The organism is Variovorax sp. HW608 (assembly GCF_900090195.1).
Classification (GTDB): Bacteria; Pseudomonadota; Gammaproteobacteria; order Burkholderiales; family Burkholderiaceae_C; genus Variovorax.
This window is the reverse complement of record NZ_LT607803.1, coordinates 6,176,853-6,201,895: the sequence shown is the minus strand read 5'-3', so window position 1 is coordinate 6,201,895 and position 25,043 is coordinate 6,176,853. Positions and strand designations below refer to the sequence as shown.

Annotated in this window: 26 protein-coding genes and 1 pseudogene; 16 read left to right on the top strand and 11 right to left on the bottom strand. The window is 65.6% G+C overall.

All coding sequences use genetic code 11. The annotated features are described in order from the left end of the window. Window positions 1-2: 2 nt before the first annotated feature. The 3 genes from VAR608DRAFT_RS29310 to VAR608DRAFT_RS29300 all read left to right on the top strand — a co-directional run bounded on the left by VAR608DRAFT_RS29310 (window position 3) and on the right by VAR608DRAFT_RS29300 (window position 1,916). On the top strand, window positions 3-716 hold the full coding sequence (locus tag VAR608DRAFT_RS29310) for a sulfite exporter TauE/SafE family protein (protein ID WP_088957274.1): 714 nt from the start codon (window positions 3-5) through the stop codon (window positions 714-716). A 73-nt stretch (window positions 717-789) separates the two neighbouring features. Next, window positions 790-1,236: an azurin gene (azu, locus tag VAR608DRAFT_RS29305; RefSeq protein WP_197700429.1), complete on the top strand. Its 447-nt coding sequence runs from the start codon at window positions 790-792 to the stop codon at window positions 1,234-1,236. A gap of 95 nt (window positions 1,237-1,331) precedes the next feature. Then, window positions 1,332-1,916: a hemerythrin domain-containing protein gene (locus VAR608DRAFT_RS29300; RefSeq protein ID WP_088957272.1), complete on the top strand. Its 585-nt coding sequence runs from the start codon at window positions 1,332-1,334 to the stop codon at window positions 1,914-1,916. A gap of 10 nt (window positions 1,917-1,926) precedes the next feature. Here the strand turns inward: VAR608DRAFT_RS29300 and VAR608DRAFT_RS29295 are convergent, their stop codons facing one another. Further along, window positions 1,927-3,102 carry a GNAT family N-acetyltransferase gene (locus tag VAR608DRAFT_RS29295; protein ID WP_172843915.1) on the bottom strand — a complete coding sequence of 392 codons (1,176 nt, stop codon included), beginning with the start codon at window positions 3,100-3,102 and terminating at the stop codon, window positions 1,927-1,929. 166 nt (window positions 3,103-3,268) lie between these two features. Between VAR608DRAFT_RS29295 and VAR608DRAFT_RS29290 the strand changes: the two genes are divergently transcribed. Beyond that, window positions 3,269-3,607: a P-II family nitrogen regulator gene (locus tag VAR608DRAFT_RS29290; protein WP_088957270.1), complete on the top strand. Its 339-nt coding sequence runs from the start codon at window positions 3,269-3,271 to the stop codon at window positions 3,605-3,607. A 13-nt stretch (window positions 3,608-3,620) separates the two neighbouring features. Here VAR608DRAFT_RS29290 and VAR608DRAFT_RS29285 read toward each other — a convergent pair whose 3' ends face one another. Then, the gene (locus tag VAR608DRAFT_RS29285; protein ID WP_088957269.1) at window positions 3,621-4,211 is read right to left on the bottom strand and encodes a TIGR00730 family Rossman fold protein; all 591 of its coding nucleotides are present in this window, start codon (window positions 4,209-4,211) and stop codon (window positions 3,621-3,623) included. 181 nt (window positions 4,212-4,392) lie between these two features. Here VAR608DRAFT_RS29285 and VAR608DRAFT_RS29280 point away from each other — a divergent pair, with 181 nt between their 5' ends. Together VAR608DRAFT_RS29280 and VAR608DRAFT_RS38150 are read left to right on the top strand one after the other, a co-directional pair. Beyond that, entirely contained in the window at window positions 4,393-4,917 is a 525-nt protein-coding gene (locus tag VAR608DRAFT_RS29280; RefSeq protein WP_088953016.1) for a winged helix-turn-helix domain-containing protein, read from the top strand. Beyond that, complete coding sequence (locus VAR608DRAFT_RS38150) at window positions 4,835-5,458, top strand: IS630 family transposase (RefSeq protein ID WP_231973569.1); 624 nt, start codon at window positions 4,835-4,837, stop codon at window positions 5,456-5,458. The genes VAR608DRAFT_RS29280 and VAR608DRAFT_RS38150 overlap by 83 nt, the downstream gene beginning before the upstream one ends. Window positions 5,459-5,508: 50 nt before the next feature. Here VAR608DRAFT_RS38150 and VAR608DRAFT_RS29270 read toward each other — a convergent pair whose 3' ends face one another. The 4 genes from VAR608DRAFT_RS29270 to VAR608DRAFT_RS29255 all read right to left on the bottom strand — a co-directional run bounded on the left by VAR608DRAFT_RS29270 (window position 5,509) and on the right by VAR608DRAFT_RS29255 (window position 7,891). Further along, window positions 5,509-6,066 (bottom strand): RDD family protein, encoded by a 558-nt coding sequence (locus VAR608DRAFT_RS29270; protein WP_088957268.1) that lies wholly within the window; start codon window positions 6,064-6,066, stop codon window positions 5,509-5,511. A gap of 11 nt (window positions 6,067-6,077) precedes the next feature. Continuing rightward, entirely contained in the window at window positions 6,078-6,809 is a 732-nt protein-coding gene (locus tag VAR608DRAFT_RS29265) for a DUF3106 domain-containing protein (protein WP_231973001.1), read from the bottom strand. Window positions 6,810-6,899: 90 nt separating this feature from the next. Next, complete coding sequence (locus VAR608DRAFT_RS29260; RefSeq protein WP_088957266.1) at window positions 6,900-7,328, bottom strand: DUF3619 family protein; 429 nt, start codon at window positions 7,326-7,328, stop codon at window positions 6,900-6,902. Next, complete coding sequence (locus VAR608DRAFT_RS29255) at window positions 7,325-7,891, bottom strand: RNA polymerase sigma factor (RefSeq protein ID WP_088957265.1); 567 nt, start codon at window positions 7,889-7,891, stop codon at window positions 7,325-7,327. The genes VAR608DRAFT_RS29260 and VAR608DRAFT_RS29255 overlap by 4 nt, the downstream gene beginning before the upstream one ends. Before the next feature lie 281 nt (window positions 7,892-8,172). On the opposite strand from VAR608DRAFT_RS29255, the gene VAR608DRAFT_RS29250 reads away from it, so the two are divergent. The 7 genes from VAR608DRAFT_RS29250 (at window position 8,173) to VAR608DRAFT_RS29220 (ending at window position 17,402) form a co-directional block, all read left to right on the top strand. Then, window positions 8,173-9,948, top strand: a complete 1,776-nt coding sequence (locus VAR608DRAFT_RS29250; RefSeq protein WP_088957264.1) for an acetolactate synthase 3 catalytic subunit — start codon at window positions 8,173-8,175, stop codon at window positions 9,946-9,948. A gap of 127 nt (window positions 9,949-10,075) precedes the next feature. Further along, on the top strand, window positions 10,076-10,567 hold the full coding sequence (ilvN, locus tag VAR608DRAFT_RS29245) for an acetolactate synthase small subunit (protein ID WP_088957263.1): 492 nt from the start codon (window positions 10,076-10,078) through the stop codon (window positions 10,565-10,567). Window positions 10,568-10,611: 44 nt separating this feature from the next. Then, window positions 10,612-11,628: a ketol-acid reductoisomerase gene (gene ilvC, locus VAR608DRAFT_RS29240; protein ID WP_088957262.1), complete on the top strand. Its 1,017-nt coding sequence runs from the start codon at window positions 10,612-10,614 to the stop codon at window positions 11,626-11,628. A 162-nt stretch (window positions 11,629-11,790) separates the two neighbouring features. Continuing rightward, window positions 11,791-12,615 carry a CDP-diacylglycerol--serine O-phosphatidyltransferase gene (gene pssA, locus VAR608DRAFT_RS29235; protein WP_088957261.1) on the top strand — a complete coding sequence of 275 codons (825 nt, stop codon included), beginning with the start codon at window positions 11,791-11,793 and terminating at the stop codon, window positions 12,613-12,615. A 179-nt stretch (window positions 12,616-12,794) separates the two neighbouring features. Next, window positions 12,795-14,498, top strand: coding sequence for a 2-isopropylmalate synthase (leuA, locus tag VAR608DRAFT_RS29230; protein ID WP_088957260.1), 1,704 nt, complete (start codon window positions 12,795-12,797; stop codon window positions 14,496-14,498). 80 nt (window positions 14,499-14,578) lie between these two features. Next, window positions 14,579-16,117, top strand: a complete 1,539-nt coding sequence (locus VAR608DRAFT_RS29225) for a 2-isopropylmalate synthase (protein WP_088957259.1) — start codon at window positions 14,579-14,581, stop codon at window positions 16,115-16,117. Between the two features lie 115 nt (window positions 16,118-16,232). Further along, on the top strand, window positions 16,233-17,402 hold the full coding sequence (locus VAR608DRAFT_RS29220; RefSeq protein ID WP_088957258.1) for a serine hydrolase: 1,170 nt from the start codon (window positions 16,233-16,235) through the stop codon (window positions 17,400-17,402). A 61-nt stretch (window positions 17,403-17,463) separates the two neighbouring features. On the opposite strand, the gene VAR608DRAFT_RS29215 is transcribed toward VAR608DRAFT_RS29220, so the two are convergent. Genes VAR608DRAFT_RS29215 through aat form a run of 3 tightly spaced genes read right to left on the bottom strand, consistent with a single transcriptional unit; the run spans window position 17,464 to window position 19,790 of the window. Further along, the gene (locus VAR608DRAFT_RS29215; RefSeq protein WP_088957257.1) at window positions 17,464-18,258 is read right to left on the bottom strand and encodes an IclR family transcriptional regulator; all 795 of its coding nucleotides are present in this window, start codon (window positions 18,256-18,258) and stop codon (window positions 17,464-17,466) included. A 30-nt stretch (window positions 18,259-18,288) separates the two neighbouring features. Beyond that, entirely contained in the window at window positions 18,289-19,041 is a 753-nt protein-coding gene (locus tag VAR608DRAFT_RS29210; RefSeq protein ID WP_088957256.1) for an arginyltransferase, read from the bottom strand. After that, window positions 19,038-19,790 (bottom strand): leucyl/phenylalanyl-tRNA--protein transferase, encoded by a 753-nt coding sequence (aat, locus tag VAR608DRAFT_RS29205; protein WP_088957255.1) that lies wholly within the window; start codon window positions 19,788-19,790, stop codon window positions 19,038-19,040. Before aat ends, VAR608DRAFT_RS29210 begins: the two co-directional genes overlap by 4 nt. Window positions 19,791-19,927: 137 nt before the next feature. Between aat and VAR608DRAFT_RS29200 the strand changes: the two genes are divergently transcribed. After that, a complete protein-coding gene (locus tag VAR608DRAFT_RS29200; protein ID WP_443082898.1) occupies window positions 19,928-22,237 on the top strand; it encodes a xanthine dehydrogenase family protein molybdopterin-binding subunit in 2,310 nt (769 codons plus the stop codon). Between the two features lie 19 nt (window positions 22,238-22,256). Here the strand turns inward: VAR608DRAFT_RS29200 and VAR608DRAFT_RS38610 are convergent, their stop codons facing one another. Both VAR608DRAFT_RS38610 and VAR608DRAFT_RS29195 read right to left on the bottom strand, forming a co-directional pair. Further along, entirely contained in the window at window positions 22,257-22,391 is a 135-nt protein-coding gene (locus VAR608DRAFT_RS38610; protein WP_443082974.1) for a hypothetical protein, read from the bottom strand. A 78-nt stretch (window positions 22,392-22,469) separates the two neighbouring features. Next, window positions 22,470-23,437 (bottom strand): annotated as a pseudogene (locus VAR608DRAFT_RS29195) (4-hydroxybenzoate 3-monooxygenase); the annotation flags it as partial. A 98-nt stretch (window positions 23,438-23,535) separates the two neighbouring features. Here VAR608DRAFT_RS29195 and VAR608DRAFT_RS29190 point away from each other — a divergent pair. After that, window positions 23,536-24,330, top strand: coding sequence for an IclR family transcriptional regulator domain-containing protein (locus VAR608DRAFT_RS29190; RefSeq protein ID WP_172843914.1), 795 nt, complete (start codon window positions 23,536-23,538; stop codon window positions 24,328-24,330). A 53-nt stretch (window positions 24,331-24,383) separates the two neighbouring features. Continuing rightward, window positions 24,384-25,043: a response regulator gene (locus tag VAR608DRAFT_RS29185; RefSeq protein ID WP_088957253.1), complete on the top strand. Its 660-nt coding sequence runs from the start codon at window positions 24,384-24,386 to the stop codon at window positions 25,041-25,043.

The window sequence follows — 25,043 nt, the reverse complement described above, 5'->3', positions numbered from 1 at the left end:
GGATGCAGACCGGATTGCTCGGAGCGGGGCTCCTCATGGGGCTGGCCGGCGGGCCGCACTGCGTCGCGATGTGCGGCGCGGCCTGCGCTGGCGTCATCCGGATCGTGCGAGCGCCCGAAGGCGGTGCCGCTGCGCTGACCGGCCTGGGCATGCACGGGCAGGGGGCGACGCTGGCATTCCACGCAGGACGCATGCTGAGCTACGCCGCAGCCGGCGCGATCGCCGCGGTGGCCATGCAGGGCATCGGATTCACCAGCGACCGTATCGCGGCCATGCGGCCGTTCTGGGTGCTGCTGCATGTCGCGGTGCTCGTGTGGGGGCTGTCGCTCGCCGTGCTCGGCCGCCAGCCGGTCTGGGCCCATCGGGCCGGGCGCACGCTGCAGGCGCGGCTTCGGCCGCTGACCGGATCGCCGGCAGGCGTGCTGGCGGCGGGTGCGCTCTGGGTCCTGATGCCGTGCGGCCTGCTGTATTCTGCGCTGATGCTGGCGGCGCTGGCCGATGGCCCCGTCCAGGGTGCGATGGTGATGGCCGGTTTCGCAGCCGGGAGCGGCGTCTCGCTGGCCGCCGCACCCTGGCTCTGGCAACGGCTCGGCGCCGGAGCGGACGTGGCGCGCAAGGAGTGGGGGAGCCGGGTCGCCGGTGCGCTGCTGGCGGCCGTCGCCTTCCACGCGCTGTGGACCGATCTCGGCCGGCAGATCGAACTCTGGTGCCGCTGAACGGCGTTCCCGGACCCGGCCGTTTGCGCGCAAACTCGATTTTCAAAAGGAGAATGAAAAGATGAAGATGAAGATGAAAACAACGTGCGCCGCGGCGCTCTGGCTCGTATTGCTCGGCTCGGCATCGGCCGCCACCTGCGATGTGGAGATCGAGGGCAATGACGCGATGCAGTTCAACAAGAGCAGCATCGACGTGCCGCAGAGCTGCAAGCAGTTCACGGTGAAGCTCAAGCACGCCGGCAAGCTGCCGAAGGCGGCCATGGGCCACAACTGGGTACTGACGACCCCGACCGATGCGCAGGGCGTCGCAGCCGATGGCATCGCGGCCGGTCTCGACAAGAACTACCTCAAAGCCGGTGATTCGCGCGTGATCGCCTTCACGCCGGTCGTCGGCGGCGGCGAATCGACGTCGGTGACTTTCGACACCAGCAAGCTCAAGGCAGACCAGAGCTACATGTACATCTGCTCGTTCCCGGGCCACTCGGCGCTGATGAAAGGCACGCTGAAGCTCGTCAAGTGAGTTGTCGGATGCGCGCCGCTCGTGCGCGCATTTGATCTGCCTCAAGGCCGCAACGCACGTCGGGTGCGAAGCTGCCTTCAATCACGGAGACAGGCATGACACACGCTTCCCTGCGGATCATTCGCGATGAACACTCGGCCCTTTCGGCCATGCTGCGGTCCATCGTTCTCTTGCTGGCAGAGCATCGCGCGAAGCGCACGCTGCCCGACTTCGCGGCGCTGCGCGCGATGCTCTTCTACGTCGACGAATTTCCCGAGAAGCGGCATCACCGCAAGGAATCCGAGCTCTTGTTCCCGAAGCTGCGCGCGCGCACGCCGATCTCGCGCGAGCTGCTCGACCGGCTGGATGACGATCACGCGCGCGGCGAGCGCAAGATTCGCGAGGTGGAGCATGCGCTCCTCGCCTTCGAGATGATCGGCGAGCCGCGCCGCAAGGCCTTCGAGCAGGCCGTCGAGCGCTACGTCGAGTTCTACCTGTCACATATGGCGCTGGAAGAAAGGGAGATCCTTCCGCTTGCCGAGAAGGTGCTCACCGAGGATGACTGGGCAGAGCTCGACGAGGCGTTCAACGCGAATCGCGACCCGTTGACGGGCTGCGAACCCGAGCCCGACTACGAGGCGCTCTTCAGGCGCATCGTCAACGCGGTGCCGGCGCCGATCGGACTGGGCGCGCAGCGCTGAGCTTTCAATATCAGTCCTCGTGGCGGAAGGGGCTGCGTTCCCCGAGGTGGTCCATGTAGTTCTGGATGCCGGCGTCTTCGCGCGCGAGGAAACGCTCGACCGCATCCGCAAATGCGGGATGGGCGAGCCAATGGGCGCTGGTGGTCTTGACCGGCATCAGGGCGCGCGCCATCTTGTGCTCGCCTTGCGCACCACCCTCGAAGCGCTGCACGCCGTGTTCGATGCACCACTGCAGGGGCTGGTAGTAGCAGGCCTCGAAATGCAGGCAGTCCACGCGCTCGACCGCGCCCCAGTAGCGGCCGTAGGCCAGCAGCGGGTGGTCGGAGGCGTTGTCGCCGGCCACGCCGGCTGAAAGCGCAATCAGGCTCGATGCGATCGGCTTGCCCGCGCGCTCGGCAATGAAGAGCAGCCACGCTTCCGGCATCGTCGCCGCCATGCGGTGGAAGAAATCGCGGTTCAGGTACGGCGGATTGCCGTGCTCGCGGTAGGTGCGCGCGTAGCAGCGGTAGAAGAAATCCCAGTCCGCATTGGAGATGTCCGCGCCGCGCGCCCAGCGGAAGCGCACGCCCGCGCCCTGAACCTTTCGGCGTTCCTGGCGGATCTTCTTGCGCTTGTCGTGCGCGAGGCCGGCGAGGAAGGCGTCGAAATCGCTCCAGTTCTCGTTGGTCCAGTGGAACTGGACCGTGTGGCGAAGCATGAGCCCGGCATCCTCGCAGGCCGCGACGTCGTCGTCGGCGCCGAAGAGCAGGTGCAGCGAAGAAACCTCCGCCTGTTCGCACCAGGCGACCAGTGCGCGCACCAGCAGCGCACGGCTTTGCGCATCGCGAGCGAGCACGCGCGTTCCGGGTACGGGGGTGAACGGCACCGCGACGACCGCCTTGGGGTAGTAGTGCAGTCCGTGCTGCTGGTAGGCATTGGCCCAGGCCCAGTCGAAGACGTATTCGCCGTAGGAATGGTCCTTGACATAGAGCGGACAGGCGGCCATGAGCCGTTGGTCCTGCCACAGCGTCACGAAGTGCGGCGCCCAGCCGGTGTCCGGCGATGCGCTGCCGCTGGCGTCGAGCGCGTTCAGATAGGCGTGGCGCATGAAGGGGGACGGCGCGGCCTGCGCGGCGAGCAGCCCGTCCCAGGCGGCGGCGTCGATCTCGGCGACCGAGCGGTGGATGCGGATGACCGGTTCGCTCAAGGGATGACCGAGTCGAAGAGGTTGGCGAAGGCAGAAGCGGTGCGCATGGCTGGGCGAGGGTAACAGCCCCTGCGATCGTGTGTGGCTTGAGGGCTTGCGCGCCCGGTTTTCCGAAATGCGGATGACATAATCGTTCGGCCTTTCCCCGCTTTGAATGAAAGACCGTATGAAGCAAATCACAGCCATCCTCAAACCGTTCAAGCTCGATGATGTGCGCGAGGCCCTGGCCGAGGTGGGCGTCACCGGCCTCACCGTGACCGAAGTCAAGGGCTTCGGCCGCCAGAAGGGCCACACCGAACTCTACCGGGGTGCCGAGTATGTCGTGGACTTCCTGCCGAAGATGAAGGTCGAGGTCGTGGTCAACGAGAACGACGTCGACCGTTGTGTCGACGCGATCGTCAGCGCGGCGCGCACCGGCAAGATCGGCGACGGCAAGATCTTCGTGACGAATGTCGAGCGGGTCGTTCGCATCCGAACCGGCGAAGAAGACGAAGCGGCGGTTTGAACCCGCCCCCGATCTAGAGGACTTCGGCCAGCTTGTCGCCTCGGGGGTGGCGGCCGGCTTCCTCGATGAGGGCTTGGAGCAAGGCGGGTGCCTCGTTGCCGGAGCGCACGAGTTCCATCTGCCACTCGCCCATGAAGCCTTCGCGCACGCTGTGCGCCAGGAAGCCGAGCAGGGCGTCGTAGTAGCCCCCGACGTTCAGGATGCCGACCGGCTTGTCGTGGTAGCCGAGCTGGCGCCAGGTCCAGATCTCGAACAGTTCCTCCAGGGTGCCGATGCCGCCCGGAAGGGCCAGGAAGGCGTCGGCGCGTTCGCCCATCATGGCTTTGCGCTCGTGCATGGTGTCGACGACGTGGAGTTCGTCGCTCTGGCGATTGGCGAGTTCCTTGTCGACCAGCGCCTTCGGAATGATGCCGACCACGCGGCCGCCGGCCGCGCGGGTGGCTTCGGCGATGGTTCCCATCAGGCCGGTGCGGCCGCCGCCGTAGACCAGTTGCCCGCCGCGTTCGCCGATCCACCGGCCGACCGCCTGCGCCACCTGGACGAATTCAGCGTGCTCGCCGAGCCGGGAGCCGCAATACACACAAATCGAAAAAGAAGGAGTCATCCCCCGATCATGCCGCGGCCGGGCGTCGGCTATGTGGCAAAGCGTTGCCACAGGGCGGCGACCAGACGCCGCCGCACAGGAGAAGCGGCAGCAGCAACGCCGCGCTGCCGACCCGGATCATACCAATTTGCGTTCAATAGATTAGATATCATGTCTGTCCACGTACTTCAAGGAGTCGTGGATGAAGAGTCTGATCGTTGGGGATAAGGCGACCGTGATGCGCTTGGCAGAACGGCTCAAGCAAGCCGACAGCCATGCGCAGTACCAGCGCATCCAGTGCGTGCTGATCAGGGCCACGCTGGGCAGCTCGGCCGCGCAGATTGCACAGTTGCTGGGTTGGTCAACCACCACCGTGCATGTGATGCACTCTCGATGGGCCAAGGAAGGTGATGCCATCTTCGATCTTCGAGGCCGCGGTGGCAGACACCACCAGCATTTGAGCGCCGAACAGGAGCAGGAGTTGCTGGCACCCTTCGTCGAACGCGCACAGGCAGGCGGGATGTTGACGGTAGCTGAGATCCAGCAGGCCTACCAGAAGCAACTCGGCAAGGCGGTGGCGCCCTCGACGATCTATCGGCTGCTCGACCGTCACGGCTGGCGCAAGGTCGTGCCCCGGCCCCGGCATCCCAAGGCGGACGTCGCGGCACAGGCCGCCTTTAAAAAAACTCCGCCGCCAGGTACGCCAAGAGGTCGTGCGCCAGGCTGAACAAGGTCGCGCGGTGCGGCTGATGTTCCAGGACGAGGGGCGATTCGGATTGCTGGGCACGCCGCGTCGCTGCTGGGCGCCACACCGCATTCGACCTGTCGTCGGCGCTCGCCTGGAGCGCAAGTACATCTATGCCTTCAGTGCCGTCAGCCCACACGACGGCGTGATGGACAGCCTCGTGCTGCCCTGGGTGAACGCCGAGACCATGTCGCTATTCCTGGCCGAGGTCGCCCAGCGCCATGTCGAGGAATTCATCGTGATGGTCATGGACCAGGCGGGCTGGCATCTGGCAGGTCAACTCGCGGTCCCGGATCACATGCGACTGATCTACCTGCCTCCGTACAGCCCCGAACTCAACCCGGCCGAGCATCTGTGGGAGGCGATTCGCGAGGACTGCTTTGCCAACCATGTCTTCGCCAACCTCGACGCCGTCGAACGCGCCCTCACGACAGGGCTGGTGGCGCTCGAATCAGATCACGAGAGAACCCGATCGATGACCGGTTTCGATTGGATAACTTCTATATCTTTGAACGCAACTTAGTATCAGCCCACGCCGAGCCTTCTGGGGGTTGGCGATGGGCCCGGTGCTGCTCATCGTCTGCTGAGCGGCTTCGACACGACCAGCCGGGTGCCGGCCCACACGTCATGCCAGAACTGGCGCTCGGGCTGAAAACGCGCCAGCAGCGCCCACACGGCGACCCAGCCAAGGACCAGCACCACCGATTCGCCCGCACCGAGCCCGAACGGCGAGATTGCCGCCAGCGGCGGCAGGAACCAGACCCAGCTCAGCAGATAGCGCAGCAGCGCCCGACCCTGGGTCAGTGCGCGGCCATGCCGGTCGACGACCCGGATGCCCCAGGTCTTCATCGCCAGCGTCTGCCCATGGGCCCAGAACCAGACGAAATAGACGCCGAAGACGACGAACAGAAACGCCTGAAGCAGATGCCGCCGCGAATCCATGCCGCTTCGCATCTGGCCCAGGGTGCTGAAAAGCCAGCCGGCGATGAATACGACGGCGAAAAGCAGCATGCCCTCGTAGAGCCAGCAGGCCATGCGGCGCCACAGTCCGGGCGCCATCAGGGGCGCAGCTAGCGTGTCGTCGGCGGGCGGACGAAGAGAACCGGAGTTGCCGGAAGGCGCGGAAGGCATCGGCACCTGGCTCAGGGCGCCGAAGCCGGTTGTGGTTCCGAAGCCCTCGGCGCGACGTCCGTCGCGTTGGGCGGCGGGAACTGTGCTTCCGCGCTGACCGGCGGAAGGCTCGGCGCGGGGGCTGGAGCAGGCGCAGGCGCAGGAGCCGGCGCCGGACGCGCGGCCGCGACGGGGGCCGGGGCCGGCGGCGGCGCGAGCTGGATCCTCGGTGTGCGCTGGCCGTCCTGCCCGGCGGCGGGAATGGGCACCAGCTTTTGTTCGGGAACGGGGCGGATAGTCGATGCAGCGCCGGGCGCCTTCGCGCTCTTGGCGCGTTCCGCGAGCTTGCTCTTTTCCTCCTCGCTGAGCGCCTGGTAGGCCTCCCACTTGGCCTTCCGCTCGTCGACGGGGACTTGCTTGACGGTGGCGAAGTTGGCACGCGCCTGGGCGCGTTGCTGGTTGGTCAGGCCCGACCATTCGGTCATGCGGCTGTGGAGCACCTCCTGCTCCTCCGGCGTCATCTTGGCGTAGTCGCGGGAAAGCGCCAGCCACTTGCGCTTGTGGGATTCCGCCAAATCGTCCCAGTAGGGGGCGAGCGGTTGCAGGGCCTTCTGCTGCCGCGCCGTGAGCTCGTGCCACAGCGGCCTGGAGGCGGCCGCCGGCTTGGCAGGGGTGGTTTGCGGCGACGCCGAACTCTTCACCGACTGGGCCTGCACCGACGACGCGGCGAGACCAGCGGCCCCGACGGCGAGGCCGGCGCTCAACCAGACGGCAGCCGCCCGCGGACGAGCGCGCGCGAGACCGGGCGCTTCAGCACGGGAGGAGGGGCGTTGACGCATTCGGATGCCGGAAGATCAGCGTTCGGACGAGTCGTCCGATGTCTTCAGGAACTGCGCGAATCCCGGATCGGTGTAGGCCGCAGGCGGGAGGTCGTCGGTCAGCAGGGCCGAGTCGATCGCGGCAAGCTCGTTGGTGCGGTTGTCTTCCTGCATCACGCTGATCGCGACCAGTCCCGCGGCCAGCGCGACCAGGGGGATCACCGAGCCGATCCGCGTCCACCAGCTCGCGCCCAGGGTCGCTGCTCTGCCACGCGACAGCACCACGGGCGTCGGGCGAAGCTGCTGGGCGACCTTGCGACGAGCGACCGCCTGCACTCGCGCAGCTCGCAAGCGCTCGCTGACCTCGTGCGGCAACTCGACGTTGCCGGCCGTCAGCCGCGCGGCCAGCAGGCGACCAAACCGCTCCTCGAGGGCGGCGGAAGAGGCAGATTGCGTTGTGTTCATAGCGAAATTCCCTTGGCTTTGAGCGCCTTGCTCAAGGCGTGGACGGCGCGCGAGCAGTGGGTCTTGACGCTCCCTTCGGAACATCCCATGGCGGCCGCCGTCTCTGCGACATCCATTTCCTCCCAGTAACGCATCAAGAAGGCCTCGCGTTGACGACCCGGCAGGGCGGCAATTTGTTCCTCGATTTCGCGAAAAATCTGCGCCCGCCTCGTCGTGTCTTCGGCGCTCTCGGATTCCTGGCCTTCCGCCGAAAGGTGGATGTGCTCGAGAAGGTCGAAATCACCGTCGTCGTCCAGATTCTCGAAATCGCTCAGGTTGGAGAAGAGCGCCTTGCGGGTCTTCTGGCGCCGGAACCAGTCGAGGGTGCAGTTCGACAGGATGCGCTGGAACAGCAGCGGCAGCTCGTTGGCCGGCTTGTCGCCGTAGTGCTCGGCCAGCTTCATCATGCTGTCCTGCACGATGTCCAGCGCCGCTTCTTCGTCCCGGACGTGGTAGACGGACCGCTTGAAGGCGCGTCGTTCGACGCTCTTCAGGAAATCGGATAGTTCTTTCTCAGTGGCCAAGCGAGTCCGGCGCCGGGGGCGCCGCGTGGGAAGTGTCTCGGGGACAAGGGTGACTTTTTCGCCGCGGATTATGCCCTGCGAGGCTTTATCGACTGTGTCACGGCCTTCGCGGCGGCTTCCGGTGTCATAATCCGCGCTGCAAGTCAAAAGGCAAACGGGTCACGATCCGGTGGTATGACAAATCCACCCATGGTTGTGGCCTCAAGTCCCGACGCGGCTTCAAAAGAGCTGGCGAAGGGGCACCCAAGGTTTTTCGTTCCCGAAAATCGCAAAGGTTGATCATGGAAATGTCAAAGGCGGAACTTGCTTCCGCAGCAGCCGTCACCGGCAGTCAAACGCAAGAACTCATGGGCGCCGAGGTGCTGGTCAAGGCACTTCAGGCAGAAGGCGTCAAGTACGTCTGGGGCTACCCGGGCGGCGCGGTTCTCTACATCTACGACGCTTTCTACAAGCAGGACACCATCCAGCACGTGCTGGTTCGCCACGAGCAGGCCGCCGTGCATGCGGCCGACGGCTACGCCCGTGCCACCGGCGACGTGGGCGTGGCGCTCGTGACGTCCGGACCGGGCCTCACGAATGCCGTGACCGGGATCGCGACTGCCTACATGGACAGCATCCCGATGGTCATCATCTCCGGCCAGGTGCCCACGGCGGCGATCGGCCTGGATGCCTTCCAGGAATGCGACACGGTCGGCATCACCCGGCCCATCGTCAAGCACAACTTCCTCGTCAAGGACCCGAAGGATCTGGCCCTGACGATGAAGAAGGCCTTCCATATCGCGCGCAGCGGCCGCCCCGGCCCCGTGGTTGTGGACGTGCCGAAGGATGTTTCCTTCAAGAAGGTCGCCTACAGCGGCTATCCCGAGAAGGTGGAGATGCGCTCGTACAACCCGGTGCGCAAGGGCCACGGCGGACAGATCCGCAAGGCGCTGCAGCTGCTGCTGAGCGCCAAGCGCCCCTACATCTATACCGGCGGCGGCGTGCTGCTCGGCAATGCGACGAACGAGCTGCGCACGCTGGTCGATATGCTGGGCTATCCGGTCACGAACACGCTGATGGGCCTGGGCGCCTATCCGGCGACCGACCGCAAGTTCCTCGGCATGCTCGGCATGCACGGCACCATCGAGGCCAACAACGCGATGCAGAACTGCGACGTGCTGCTGGCCGTCGGCGCGCGCTTCGATGACCGCGTGATCGGCAACCCCAAGCACTTCGCGCAGAACGAACGCAAGATCATCCACATCGACATCGACCCGTCGAGCATCTCGAAGCGGGTGAAGGTCGACATCCCGATCGTCGGCGACGTCAAGGACGTGCTCACGGAGCTGATCTCGATGATCCGGGAAAGCACCACGCGCCCCGACGCCGCCGCGCTCGCGAGCTGGTGGGACACCATCGAAGGCTGGCGCAGCAAGGATTGCCTGAAGTACGACCGCGGCAACAAGGACGTGATCAAGCCGCAGCACGTGATCGAGACCCTCTGGAACATGACCAAGGGCACCGACACGTACATCACGTCGGACGTCGGCCAGCACCAGATGTGGGCGGCGCAGTACTACCGTTTCGATGAACCGCGCCGCTGGATCAACTCGGGCGGGCTGGGCACGATGGGGGTCGGCATTCCATACGCGATGGGCATCAAGCTCGCCAAGCCGGATTCGGAAGTCTTCTGCGTCACCGGCGAAGGCTCGGTGCAGATGTGCATCCAGGAGCTGTCGACCTGCCTGCAGTACAACACGCCGATCAAGATCTGCTCGCTGAACAACCGCTACCTCGGCATGGTGCGGCAATGGCAGGAGATCGAGTATTCCGGCCGCTACAGCCACAGCTACATGGACGCGCTGCCCAACTTCGTCAAGCTCGCCGAAGCCTATGGCCATGTCGGCATGCTGATCGAGCGCCCGCAGGATGTGGAGCCGGCGCTGCGCGAAGCGCGCAAGCTCAAGGACCGCACGGTGTTCATGGACTTCCGCACCGACCCCACCGAGAACGTGTTCCCGATGGTCAAGGCGGGCATGGGCATCACCGAGATGCTGCTCGGCTCCGAAGACCTGTAAACCCAGCAACCCAAGTCCCCGGTCCGGAGGACCGGGTTTCAACTTTTAATCCGACGAATCTATTGCCCGCCAAGCCCGCGCATTACCGTGTGCGGGGGAGGGCGGCGAAAAGAGGAGTCCCATCGCCATGAAACACATCATTGCCGTGCTGCTCGAGAACGAGCCCGGTGCACTTTCCCGCGTCGTCGCGCTGTTTTCCGCCCGCGGCTACAACATCGAGTCGCTGACCGTCGCGCCCACCGAGGATCCGAGTCTTTCCCGGATGACCATCGTCACGGCGGGTTCCGACGACGTCATCGAGCAGATCACCAAGCACCTCAACCGCCTGATCGAGGTCGTCAAGGTCGTCGATCTCACCGAAGGCGCCTACACCGAGCGCGAGCTCATGATGGTGAAGGTGCGTGCCGTCGGCAAGGAGCGCGAGGAGATGATGCGGATGGCCGAGATCTTCCGCGGCCGCATCATCGACGTGACCGACAAGAGCTACACCATCGAGCTCACCGGCGATCACGGAAAGAACGACGCATTCCTCGAGGCCATCGATCGTGGCGCGATCCTCGAGACCGTCCGTACCGGCGCCAGCGGCATCGGCCGCGGCGAGCGCATCCTGCGCGTCTGACAACCCCAGTTCCACACCCACCGAATCAACGAAGGAGAAATCTCATGAAGGTCTACTACGACAAGGACGCCGATCTCAGCCTGATCAAGGGCAAGACCGTGGCAATCATCGGCTACGGCAGCCAGGGCCATGCGCACGCGCAGAACCTGAACGACAGCGGCGTGAAGGTCATCGTCGGCCTGCGCAAGGGCGGCGCCTCGTGGTCGAAGGTCGAGAAGGCCGGTCTCAAGGTGGCCGAGGTCGCCGAGGCCGTCAAGGCGGCCGACGTGGTCATGATCCTCCTGCCGGACGAGCAGATCGCCAATGTCTACAAGAACGATGTCGCGCCGCATATCAAGGAAGGCGCTTCGCTCGTCTTCGCGCACGGCTTCAACGTGCACTACGGCTTCGTTCAGCCGCGCGCCGATCTCGACGTGTGGATGGTCGCGCCCAAGGCGCCCGGCCACACCGTGCGCAGCACCTACACGCAAGGTGGCGGCGTGCCGCACCTGATCGCCGTCCACGCGGACAAGAGCGGCAAGGCGCGTGACCTCGCGCTGTCGTACGCAACCGCCAACGGCGGCGGCAAGGCCGGCATCATCGAGACCAACTTCCGCGAAGAAACCGAAACCGACCTGTTCGGCGAGCAGGCCGTCCTGTGCGGCGGTACGGTCGAGCTGATCAAGGCGGGTTTCGAGACGCTGGTCGAAGCGGGCTATGCCCCCGAAATGGCCTACTTCGAGTGCCTGCACGAACTCAAGCTGATCGTCGACCTGATCTATGAAGGCGGCATCGCCAACATGAACTACTCGATCTCGAACAACGCCGAGTACGGCGAGTACGTGACGGGTCCGCGCGTCGTGACCGAGGAAACCAAGAAGGTCATGAAGCAGGTTCTCAAGGACATCCAGACCGGCGAATACGCCAAGAGCTTCGTGCTGGAAAACGCCGCCGGTGCGCCGACGCTCATCAGCCGCCGCCGCCTCAACGCCGAGCACCAGATCGAAGTGGTCGGCGAGAAGCTGCGCGCGATGATGCCGTGGATCAAGAAGAACAAGCTCGTCGACCAGACCCGCAACTGATCGGCTACTTCCCGAGCATGTTCAGGGCCACCTCCGGTGGCCCTTTTCTTTCTGGGCGCCGTGGCGCCTGAACTACACTGCGAGCGATGCGATCGACCCCCTCATTTGTCCTGAATCCGACAGTCATTTGCGCTGCCAAGGCATGCGCTGGAGGCCGGCTGCATGCATGACGACACGATGCCGGACGAGCTGGCGCCCAAGAAGCGCCGGAAGGGCATCTACATCCTGCCGAACCTGTTCACGCTGGCGGCCTTGTTCGGGGGCTTCTACGCCATCGTGATGGCGATGAATGCGCGCTTCGATCTGGCTGCGCTGGGCGTCTTCGCCGCCATGATCCTCGACAGCCTCGACGGCCGCGTCGCGCGCCTCACCAACACGCAGAGCGCGTTCGGAGAGCAGATGGATTCGCTGTCCGACATGGTGTCCTTCGGTGCGGCCCCGGCGTTGATCGCCTACGAGTGGTCGTTGAAAGGGCTCGGTCGCTGGGGTTGGATCGCCGCTTTCGTCTACTGCGCATGCGCCGCGTTGCGACTGGCCCGGTTCAACGTCAACACGGGTGTCGTCGACAAGCGCTGGTTCCAGGGCTTGCCGTCGCCTGCCGCGGCGGCGCTGGTCGCGGGGTTCATCTGGCTGGTGACCGAATGGGGCAAGCGCGGCGGCGAGGTGCTGTATCTCTCGTGGCAGCAGATCACGTGGGTCACTTTCGGCTTCACGCTGTACGCCGGACTTTCGATGGTGACCAATGCGCCGTTCTACAGCTTCAAGGACGTGCAGATGAAAAAGAGCGTGCCCTTTGCCGTGATCGTTCTGATCGCGCTCGGGATCGCCGTCGTCAACATCCATCCGCCGACGGTCCTCTTCGGCGTGTTCGTGGCCTATGGCTTGAGCGGCTATGTCGTCTACGGGTGGCGCAAGGCGAAGGGGCAGCAGGTGAGCGTCATCAGCATCTCGACCGATGAACCCGACGAGCGCGGTCTGCACAAGTAGCCACGGCTGTGCTACATTCCAGCCTTCCATGAACAAGATTTCGCTGGCCCTACTACTCATCCCCCACGGGCGGAGAAGGTAGCGCGCGCGCAAGATCCTCACAACGGCCCGTTCGCACCAGCAACGGGCCGTTTGTCTTTGGGGTTGCTGGTTGATCCAACCACAGCGAGAAATATCAGATGTTGAAGCAACCCAACCTCAAGTACCGTGCGTTTGCGCCGGTCGGCCTCAAGGATCGCAGCTGGCCGGACGCCGTGCTGACCCGCGCCCCGATCTGGCTGTCGACCGACCTGCGCGACGGCAACCAGGCGCTGGTGGAGCCCATGGACATCGCCCGCAAGATGCGGATGTTCGAGATGCTGGTTGAGATCGGCTTCAAGGAGATCGAGGTCGGATTTCCCTCCGCCTCGCAGATCGAATTCGACTTCGTGCGCAAGCTCATCGAGGAAGACCGCATCCCCGACGACGTGACCATCCAGGTGCTCACGCAGGCCCGCGACCATCTGATCGAGCGCACCTTCGAGGCCTTGCAGGGTGCGCCGCGCGCGATCGTCCACCTGTACAACGCCGTGGCGCCGGTCATGCGCCGCGTGGTGCTCGGCATGGACGAGGACCAGATCGTCGAACTCGCGACCGCGCATGCGCGCATGTTCAACGAACTCGCCGCAAGGCAGCCTCATACGCAGTGGACGTTCCAGTATTCGCCGGAGATGTTTTCGGGCACGGACCTCGCGTTTTCCAAGCGTGTGGTCGACGCGGTGACCGAGCAGTGGGCGCCGACCCCGGAGAAGAAGTGCATCATCAACCTGCCCTCGACGGTCGAGCATTCGACCCCCAACATCTTCGCGGACATGATCGAGTGGATGCACCGCCATCTCGCGCGCCGCGACTCGATCGTCCTGTCGGTCCATCCGCACAACGATCGGGGCACCGGCACCGCGGCCGGTGAGTTCGCGCTCATGGCGGGCGCCGATCGCATCGAAGGCTGCCTCTTCGGCAACGGCGAACGCACGGGCAATCTCGACCTCGTGAACGTCGCGCTCAATCTCTATACGCAGGGCGTGTCGCCCGAGCTCGATTTCTCGAACATCGATGAAATCCGCGCCACCGTGGAGCACTGCAACCAGTTGCCGGTGCATCCGCGCCACCCCTACGTGGGCGATCTGGTCTACACCTCCTTCTCGGGTTCGCACCAGGATGCGATCAAGAAGGCGTTCGCGGCGCGCAAGGAAGGCGACATCTGGGACATGCCCTACCTGCCGATCGATCCCAAGGACGTAGGGCGCACCTACGAGGCCGTGATTCGCGTCAACAGCCAGTCGGGCAAGGGCGGCATCGCGTACCTTCTCGAGAGCGAATACGGGCTGGAACTGCCCCGGCGCCTGCAGATGGAATTCAGCCAGATCGTCCAGCGCGTGATGGACGTGGCAGGCAAGGAGCTCACGGCTGCCGATCTCTGGGCCCTTTTCGAGGGCGAGTACCGCATCCGCGATGCGGCCGGCCCGCAGCACCGCGTGCTCGAAGAGCAGGGCGAGGGGCCTGACGCCTCGGTGATCCTGCGCGCGGACTTGCCGTGGGACGGCGAAGTGCGCCGCATCGAAGGTCGTGGCAACGGCCCGATCGACGCCTTCATCCATGCGCTGGCGCAAGCTACCGGCCACTCGATCCGCGTCATCGACTACCACCAGCACGCGATCGGCTCCGGCGCCGACGCCCAGGCGGTGGCCTACCTCGAGCTGCGCGTCGACGAGTCGAAGACGCTGTTCGGCGTCGGGATGGACGCCAACATCATCGCCGCTTCGCTCAAGGCCATCTTCTCGGGATTGACGAGGGCTCGGGTGCAGGTCGCAGCCAGCGCACAATCGGTGGCTGAACCCGCGTAATGCGGCGAAAGGGCCGCGGTGCGGCCTTCGCCCGGCAGCGCGTGCTGCCGGGCGGCGATACGGAACAAAGGAGATCCACGATGGCCGACAAACTGATCATTTTCGACACCACGCTGCGCGACGGCGAACAGTCGCCCGGGGCTTCCATGACCAAGGACGAGAAGCTGCGCATCGCGCGCCAGCTCGAGCGCCTCCGGGTCGACGTGATCGAAGCCGGATTTCCCGCCAGTTCCAATGGCGACTTCGACGCCGTGGTGGCCATCGCCCATGCCATCAAGGAATCGACCGTGTGCGGCCTGTCGCGCGCCAACGACCGCGATATCTCGCGCGCTGCGGAGGCGCTCAAGGGCGCGGCCCGCGGCCGGATCCACACTTTCATCGCAACCTCGCCGCTGCACATGGAGAAGAAGCTGCGCATGACCCCCGATGAGGTGTTCGAGCAGGCGAGGCTGTCGGTGCGCTTTGCGCGCAACCTGATCGCCGATGTCGAATTCAGCCCCGAGGATGGCTACCGAAGCGACCCCGATTTCCTCTGCCGCGTGCTGGAGGCGGTGATCAACGAGGGCGCCACCACGATCAACGTGCCCGACACCGTCGGCTATGCGATCCCCGAGCTCTACGGCAACTTCATCAAGATGCTGCGGGAGCGGATCCCGAACAGCGACAAGGCGATCTGGTCCGTCCACTGCCACAACGACCTCGGCATGGCGGTCGCCAATTCGCTCGCCGGCGTGAAGATCGGCGGCGCCCGGCAGGTCGAGTGCACCATCAACGGCCTGGGCGAGCGCGCCGGCAATTGCTCGCTCGAAGAGGTCGTGATGGCGGTCAAGACCCGCAAGGACTATTTCGGCCTCGATCTCGGCATCGACACCCGGCACATCGTGGCGGCGAGCCGCATGGTCAGCCAGACGACCGGTTTCGTCGTCCAGCCGAACAAGGCGGTGGTGGGGGCCAATGCCTTCGCGCACGCTTCGGGCATCCACCAGGACGGCGTCCTCAAGGCCCGCGACACCTACGAGATCATGCGCGCCGAGGACGTGGGCTGGACCGCCAACAAGATCGTCCTGGGCAAGCTCAGCGGCCGCAATGCGTTCAAGCAGCGCCTCCAGGAACTGGGCGTGGCGATGGAGAGCGAAGCGGAGATCAACGCCGCGTTTGCGCGCTTCAAGGAACTCGCCGATCGAAAAAGTGAGATTTTTGACGAAGACATCCTCGCGCTGGTCAGCGACGAGGATCACTCGCACGTTGGTGAACAGTTCGGTTTTGTTTCCCTGTCGCAACATAGTGAAACAGGCGAGCGGCCTCAGGCCCGCATCGTGTTCACCGTGAACGGCAAGGAGGTCACCGGGGAGTCGGATGGCAATGGTCCGGTCGATGCTTCGCTGAAAGCGATCGAGGCCCACGTCAAGAGCGGGGCCGAGATGGTGCTCTATTCGGTCAATGCGATCAGCGGATCGACGGAAAGTCAGGGAGAAGTGACCGTGCGCCTGCAAAATGCAGGCCGGGTCGTCAATGGTGTCGGGGCGGACCCCGACATCGTGGTGGCGTCGGCCAAGGCTTATTTGAGTGCGCTCAACAAGTTACAGAGCCAAGCTGAGAGAGTGGCGGCACAAGGTTGAATAGGAAAGTGCTCCTTGTTTTCGAATGAAGAAGAGGATGCAAGTAACTGATATTGCGTGCCTTTTTTGATTTGGATACACTGTGACACCTAATTCGTCCGCTGGAGAGTTTGTAATGCCCGAAGCCCGTTCAAATCGAGTTTCATGCCAGCGGTTCCTTCCCGCGTTTCGCCTGCTCGCCGTCGCGCTGTGCGCCACGGCGTTTTTGTTGCCTGCCGCCCAAGCCGCAAAGAAAGAACCGGTGGCCAAGAAGACGGCCACGGTGGACGGGAAGCGCAAGACCGCAACGGTGCCGACCCGTGAGACTGCGTCTTCCAAGCGGAAGGCTGCTGCGGACAACAATGAAAAGGTCGTCAGCGGTGGCCGGAACGTCGTCGCATCGGTGCGCCAGAAGAATGGCCGGACCGTCGTGGCCGTGCAGCGCCGATCGGTCGTGCGTGTGGCAGAACCCGCGCATCTTTCGTTCGGCCAGATGGCTGGTCTGCACGCGACCCCGGATGCGCTGGATCTGAAGTCCAGCGTCGCGCTGGTCATCGACCAGGACACCCACGAAGTGCTGCTGAGCAAGAACGACCATGCGGTCCTTCCCATCGCCTCGCTGACCAAGCTCATGACCGGCCTGCTCATCAGCGAAGCGCAACTGCCTTCCGACGAGCTGATCACCATTACGCAGGATGACGTCGACACCGAGAAGCGAAGCGGCTCGCGACTCGGCGTCGGGACGACCCTGCCGCGCGGCGAGCTGCTCCACCTGGCGCTGATGTCCAGCGAAAACCGCGCCGCACATGCGCTCGGCCGCACCTACCCCGGCGGTCTGGAGACCTTCGTGAGCGTCATGAATGCGAAGGCGAAGATGCTCGGCATGAAGGACACGCGCTACGTCGAGCCGACCGGCCTGTCGAGCCGCAACCAGTCGAGCGCGCAGGATCTGGCGCTGCTGGTGAATGCGGCTTCCGCGGATGCCACGGTACGTGAGCTTTCGACCTCGCCCGAGTATCAAGTGGAAGTCGGCAATCGCGTGCTGCAGTTCAACACGACCAACCGTCTCGTGAAGAACCCGGATTGGGACATCGGCGTCCAGAAGACCGGCTACATCACCGAAGCAGGCCAGTGCCTCGTGATGCAGGCGAAGATCGCCGGCCGCAAGCTGATCATGGTGTTCCTCGACTCGGCCGGGAAGCTGAGCCGCATTGGCGATGCCGAGCGCGTTCGCCGCTGGGTGGAAGCCAATCACATGATCAACAAGGCCGCGCAGCAGCGCGTGGCATCGACCAGCGCGACCTGAAACTGTTTCGACCCTTCTTGACGGGGCCGCTTCATCCATCCGGGTGGCGGCCCTTCGGCTTTCAGGCTGAACCGGGCTGGCTCGCCTTGTAACCCAGCGCGCTGGAAATCTCGTTCGCGGTGGCCTGCAGCTTGGGCAGCCAGCCGTCGTCCAGCCGGTCGGCGGGGGCCGAGATCGACAGCCCGGCCACCAGCTTCCCCTGGTCGTCGTAGATGCCGGCCGCCATGCAGCGCACGCCGAGCTCGAGTTCCTCGTTGTCTCGCGCGATGCCGTACTGGCGCGCCTTCGACAGCTCCCGTTCGAGAACAGGCAACTGCGTGATGCTGTTGCGCGTGTGGCCGGCAAGGCCGGTGCGGGTCGCGTAGCTGCGCACGCGCTGGGGCTCGTCCACCGCGAGAAAGAGCTTGCCGGTCGAGGTCAGGTGCAAGGGCGCCCGGCCGCCGATGGCGCGGACCACCTGCATGCCGGAGCGCTCGCTGTAGGCACGCTCGATGTAGACGATCTCGTCGCCCTGCCGCATGCTGAGGTTCACCGGTTGCTGCGTGAGCTTGTGCAGCTCCCGCATCGGTGCCATGGCCGCGTCGCGGACGTTCAGGCGGCCTTTGACGAGGTTGCCGAGCTCCAAGAGTCGCATACCGAGCCGATAGCTCCCGGCTTCCGGGCGATCGACGAAGCGGCCGACCGCCAGGTCGTTGAGGATGCGGTGGGTCGTGGACGGGTGCAGCCCCGTCTTCTCGCTGATCTCCTTGAGCGAAATCGCTTCTTCCCGGGAGGCGAGGACGTCGATGAGCGCGAACATGCGCTCGATGACCTGGATCACGGGGGTGGCGGGAACGTCAGATTGGAGCTTTTTCATTTGCAACGCGGTTCGAGGCCGGTCGCGATTTTACTTGGTGAAATGGCTCGGCGGTAACTGCCATTGACCATTGATGAGCACTTCGTGCGGCGTGTACCGCGCCTTGTAGTTCATCTTGGCGCTGCCCTCGATCCAGTAGCCCAGATAGACATGGGGCAGCCCGAGCTTGCGGGCCTGCTCGATCTGCCAGAGCACGCTGTAGTTGCCGTAGCTCGCCCCGGTCTCCGGCTCGTAGAAGGTATAGACGGCGGACAGCCCGTCGTTGAGGACGTCGAGGATCGACACCATCTTGAGCGCACCCGCACTGCCGTCCGGCGCCGTCTCGCGAAACTCCACGAGCCGGGAGTTGACGCGGCTTTGCAACAGGAACTGCGTGTACTGGTCGATGCTGTCGTGATCCATGCCCCCGCCGGAATGGCGGCCGTTCTGATAGCGCAGGTAGAGCTGGTAGTGCTCGGGCACGAAGCAGAGCTTGAGCACCCGTGCCTGGAGATTCGAATGCCGCGTCAGCGCGCGGCGCTGGCTGCGGCTGGGCGTGAAGGCGTTGACCAGCACGCGCAGCGGAACGCATGCGTTGCATCCGTCGCAATAGGGCCGGTAGGTGAACATGCCGCTGCGGCGGAAGCCGCTCAGCACCAGGTCCGAATAGGCGTCGTTGTGGATCAGGTGGCTCGGCGTGGCGACCTGTGATCGCGCCTGGCGGTCCGGCAGATAGCTGCACGGATAGGGTGCCGTCGCGTAGAACTGCAGCGTGTGGAGCGGGAGGTCCTTGAGGTGCGTCACGTCTTCAAGAAAGTTCGCGCGGAAAGGAGTTGATCCCAGTATACGGGCTCGAAGCGCCACGCAGGGCCGGTGATCCGGCGGGCGTGGGCCACGTGCGACACGAAGCTCGCGCGCGGCATTTCGCGCGCGCCGAGGCTGGCGAGATGGGTCGTGTTCTGCTGGCAGTCGATCATCGAGATCCCATGCTGCCGGCAGAAGCAGACGAGCGCGGCCAGCCCGATCTTGGAGGCGTCCGTGTGCCGCGCGAACATCGATTCACCGAAGACCGCGCGCCCGATCGCCACGCAATAAAGGCCGCCGACCAGTTCGCCGTCGATCCAGGTTTCGACGCTGTGGGCATGACCGGCCCGATGCAGCGCGGTGTAGGCGCGCACCATGTCGGGCAGGATCCAGGTGCCGGACTGGCCGGGGCGGGGCGATTGCGAGCAATGGGAAATCACCGCCTCGAAGGCATGGTCTATGCGGATTTCGCAGCGCGGGTCATCAGCGAAGCGGGTGAGGGTCTTGCGCAGCGAACGATGCAGGCGGAATCGCTCGACTTCTAGGACCATGCGCGGGTCGGGGCTCCACCAGAGGATCGGTTGGCCTTCACTGAACCAGGGGAAGATGCCATTGGCGTAGGCCTGCAGCAGATTGGCGACGTCGAGCGCTCCGCCGGCGGCCAGCAGGCCGGGCACGGGATCGGCGTCCCCCCACGCCATGGCAGCGTCGGGAAGCGGGTCGTTGGGCTCGAGCCAGGGAAGTTGCATGGTGGAATATTTGCACGCTTTGGAGTGCACGGGGGCGCATCGAGCCGAAAGTACCCGAAGACCCTATAGTCGTTCGTGGCCCAGACAATTCCCACGACCCAACACAAAGGACGACGGTGACAACTGAAACGAACCCCATGCGCTTCGGAAGCGGCCAGGCAGTCAAGCGACTCGAGGACGAAGCCCTGCTGGCCGGCGCCGGCCGCTACACCGACGATGTTTCGGTGCCGGGCCAGGCTTGGCTCAGCTTCGTGCGATCTCCTTATCCCCATGCGAAGCTGGTCTCGATCGACCGCGATTCGGCGGCGGCGATGCCCGGCGTGCTGGGCATCTTCACCGGCGCCGATCTGGCGAAGGCCGGCGTCCAGCCGATGCCTGGCGCAGCCGGGTTCAAGCGCGCGGACGGCGCGGATTGCGCGACGCCCGAGCGCCGTGCCCTCGCGCTCGACAGGGTGCGCTTCGTCGGCGAGCCGGTGGCGATCGTGGTGGCGGAAAGCGCGCGGCAGGCACGCGATGCCGCCGAAGCGGTGATGGTCGACTATGAAGAGCTTCCGATGGTCGTCGACATCAAGGGCGCCGTTGCCGACGGTGCGCCGCTCGTCTGCGACGCCGCGACCGGCAACATCGCCGCGGAAATGAGGCATGGCAGCGCGGAAGCCACCGCCGCGGCCTTCGCCAAGGCCAGCCACGTGGTCGCCCTCGACATCGTCAACCAGCGCGTCGTGGCGCTCACGATCGAGCCGCGTTCGGTGCTCGCCGACTTCGATCCCGCGACGGACCGCATCACGATCCGGATGAGCACCCAGATGCCCTCGGGCGTGCGCGATTCCGTGTGCGCCGCCATCGGCCTGCCCAAGGAAAAGGTGCGCGTGGTCGTCGGCGATGTCGGCGGCGGCTTCGGCATGAAGACGGGCGCCTATCCCGAAGACATCGCCGTGGCTTTCGCGGCGCACCAGCTCCGGCGGCCGGTCAAGTGGATCGCGGACCGGAGCGAGGAATTCCTCGCCACGTCGCACGGCCGCGACATCGAGGCGCACGCCGAACTGGCGCTCGACGCCAACGGAAAGATCCTCGGCCTGCGCATCAAGACGCATGCGAACGTCGGCGCCTATGCGACCGGCACGGGGGTGGCGATCCAGCTCCTGATCGGCCCCTGGGTCCAGACCAGCGTCTACGACATCCAGGCCATCGATTTCCACTTCAAGGCGGTGCTGACCCACACGGCGCCGACCGGCGCCTACCGTGGTGCGGGACGCCCGGAGGCGATCTACAACATGGAGCGCCTGATGGACGAGGCCGCGCGCCAGACCGGCATCGACCGCGTGGAGCTGCGCCGCCGCAATTTCATCCGGCCCGAGCAGATGCCCTACACGAACCCCATGCACCAGACCTACGACACGGGCCAGTTCGAGTCGGTGATGAACCAGGCGCTCGAGCTCGCTGACTGGGGCGGCTTCGAGGCGCGCGCCGCCGAGACGAAGCGCGCGGGCCGCCTGCGCGGGCTGGGCATCGCGACCTTCCTCGAATGGACGGGCGGCAACGTCTTCGAGGAGCGGGTGACGGTGTCGGTGCAGGCCGATGGCGTCATCGAGGTGTTCTCGGCGGTGAACGCCATGGGGCAGGGCATCGCGACCACGCTCGCGCAACTGGTGGTCGATGCCTTCGGCGTGCCGATCGAGAAGATCCGCATCGTGCTGGGCGACACCGACCGCGGCGACGGATTCGGAAGCGCCGGTTCCCGGTCGCTCTTCACCGGCGGTTCGGCGGTGCGCGTCGGCGCCGAAAGGACCATCGACAAGGCGCGGGAACTTGCGGCCCAGGAGCTCGAGGTTTCCCCGGCCGACGTCCAGTACGACGCCGGCCTCTTCAAGGTCGCCGGAACCGATCTGGAGCTCGATCTTTTCACGCTGGCCGGCCGGCAGCCCGAGCGGGAGATCTTCGTGGATTCGACCAGCACGGTGTCCGGTCCGACCTGGCCCAACGGCTGCCACATCACCGAGGTTGAAGTCGATCCGGCGACGGGCGACGTGGGGGTGATGACCTATGCGTCGGTCAACGACGTGGGCCGCGTGGTCAACCCCCTGATCGTGCGCGGCCAGCTCGAGGGCGGCGCGGTGCAGGGCATCGGGCAGGCGCTGTACGAGCAGGTCGTCTACGACCCGCAGACCGGCCAGCCCCTGACCGGCAGCCTGATGGACTACGCGGCGCCGCGCGCCGACATCATCGCCACCATGTTCCGCATGGAAATGGACGAGTCGACGCCCTGCAAGAACAACCCGCTGGGGGTGAAGGGCGTCGGCGAGCTCGGCACCATCGGCGCCACGCCGGCGATCGTGAACGCGGTGGCGGACGCGCTGGCGCGCAACGGCCTGGCTGCACTTGCGCCGCGCCTTCACATGCCGCTGACGCCCGGCCGGCTCTGGCAGCTGATCGCTTCAGCCGCCTGATGGGCGCTGGCCGGGCCGCTCAGAAATCTTCGAGCGGCAGGCCGACGTAGTTCTCGGCGAGCGAGGTCGAGGCTGCGCGCGAATGAACCAGGTAGTCGAGCTCGGCTTCCTGGATCTTCTGCCCGAACTCGCCGGTCTCGGGAAAGCGGTGCATCAGGGATGTGAACCACCACGAGAAGCGCTCGGCCTTCCAGACCCGGCGCAGGCACAGGTCGGAATAGCGGTCGAGTGCCGAGGCCGATTTCTCGGCATAGAAGATCTCGAATGCGCGCGACAGGTAGCCGACGTCCGCCGTCGCGAGGTTGAGCCCCTTGGCGCCGGTCGGCGGCACGATGTGCGCCGCATCGCCGGCCAGGAACAGGCTGCCGAAGCGCATCGGCTCGGCCACGAAGCTGCGCAGCGGCGCGATGCTCTTTTCGAGCGAAGGGCCGGCGACGAGGTGCTCGCGCGCTTCGGGGTCCAGCCGCCGCGCAGGTCGTTCCAGAATGCTTCGTCGCTCCAGTTCTCGACACGCTCCTCGGTCGGCACCTGCACGTAGTAGCGGCTGCGCGTGGCGCTGCGCATGCTGCACAGGGCAAAGCCGCGCGAGGTATTGGCGTAGATCAGTTCGTGGGAAACGGGCGGCACGTCCGCCAGCACGCCGAGCCAGCCGAAGGGGTAGACCTTTTCGTAGGTGTGGATCGATTGCGGGGGCACGCTGGCGCGGCTCGCGCCATGGTAGCCGTCGCAGCCGGCGATGAAGTCGCATTCGATCTCGTGCGTGGCGCCGTCCTTCTCGTAGCGCACGCGGGGTCTGGCGGTGTCGAAGTCGTGCAGGCTGACCGAGGCCGCGCCGTAGATGGTGGTGAGGCCTTCGGCTTGCCGCGCGTCCATGAGATCGCGCGTGACTTCGGTCTGGCCGTAGACCATCACCTGCTTTCCGCCGGTCAGGCCATGCATGTCGATGCGGTGGCGGGTGCCCTTGAACAGCAGCTCGATGCCCTCGTGCGGCAGCCCCTCGGCGTGGGCGCGGGCATCGACCCCCGCGCGCTCGAGCAGGTCCATCGAGACCTGTTCGAGCACCCCGGCGCGGATGCGGCCGAGCACGTAGTCGGCCGACTGCCGCTCCACGATGACGTTGTCGATGCCGGCCTTGTGCAGCAGTTGCCCGAGCAGCAGGCCGGCCGGTCCGGCCCCGATGATGGCCACTTGTGTTCGCATGGTTGTCTCCAGATGAGGGAGCGCAAGCGTAGGGCCGGCGCTGGGGGGCTCGGCCGGCGCACGTGCAGGCTCTGTGCGATCATGGGCATGCTTGCGCGATGATCGCGCAACCTTTTTCGCCCGTGACCATCGCAAAACCCGACTTCATCGAAGGCATCGCCAAGGGAATGGCCGTGCTCGAGAGCTTCGACACCGAACGCCAGCGGCTCAACGCCACGCTGGCCGCCGAGCGCGCCGGACTGACGCGCGCGGCGGCCCGGCGCCATCTGTTGACGCTGGCGCATCTCGGCTACCTGGAAACCGATGGCAGCTATTTCTGGATGTCGCCCAAGGTGCTGCGCTTTTCAGGCAGCTATCTCGCGTCGTCGCGGCTGCCGCGTGCGCTGCAGCCGACGCTGAACCGGCTGGCGGCGCAGACCCAGGAGTCGTTCTCCGCCGTGGTGCTCGACGGCGAGGAAGTGGTCATCGTCGCCCGCAGCGGCAGCTATGGCGCGCCCACGCGCGTGCTGGCCTATGGGCTGCACCTCGGCGCCCGGCTGCCGGCGCACGCGACCTCGACCGGGCGCGTCCTGCTCGCCGGACTGAGTACCGCCGAGCTCTCGCAGTGGCTGAAAGGTCGCACGCTGCCGCGCCTGACACCGCACACGATCACGAAGACGAGCGTGTTGCGGCAACGGATCGCAAAGGCGCGCAAGGACGATTTCTGCTTCGCCAGCGAAGAGCACGAAGTCGGCGTGCAGGCGCTCGCGGTGCCGTTGCGCGACATGCGGGGGCGCACCGTCGCCGCGCTCAACGTGGTGCTTTCCGGCGGTCACCACAAGGAAGAGGTGCTGCGGCGCGAGATGCTCCCGCTTCTGTTCGAGGCGGCCCGCGAGGTCCGGGTGCTTCTGTAGCCGCCCGTGATCGCCGCTACGATCTCCCACTGGGCCGGAAGGACCGACGAGCCATGCGACTGCTGCTGCTTGAAGACGACGTGATGATCGGCGAGACCGTGCTCGACCTCCTGCGGGCCGAGCAGTACGCCGTCGACTGGGTCAAGGACGGCGAGATGGCCGACAGCGCGCTGCGATCCCAGCAATACGACCTCGTGGTCCTGGACCTGGGCGTGCCGCGCCGCGACGGGCTGGATGTGCTGCGCGCGCTGCGGGCCCGCAAGCAGCGGATGCCGGTGCTGATCGCCACCGCGCGCGATTCGGTGCAGCAGCGCATCGAAGGGCTCGACGCCGGCGCGGACGACTATGTGCTCAAGCCCTACGACCTCGACGAACTGCTCGCCCGCATCCGCGCCTTGCTGCGCCGTGCATCGGGCCGGGCCGAGCCGGTCTATGAGCACATGGGCGTCACCGTCAATCCGGCCACGCGCGAAGTCTCGGTGCGCGGCCAGCCGGTGACGCTTTCGGCGCGCGAATGGGCGGTGCTCGAACCGTTGATCGCCCGGCCGGGCATGGTGCTGTCGCGGGCGCAGCTCGAGGAAAAGCTCTACAGCTGGAAAGACGAGATCAGCAGCAACGCGGTGGAGGTCTACGTCCACGGCCTGCGCAAGAAGCTCGGCGCCGACCTGATCCGCAACGTCCGGGGCGTCGGCTACATGGTCCCCAAGGAATGA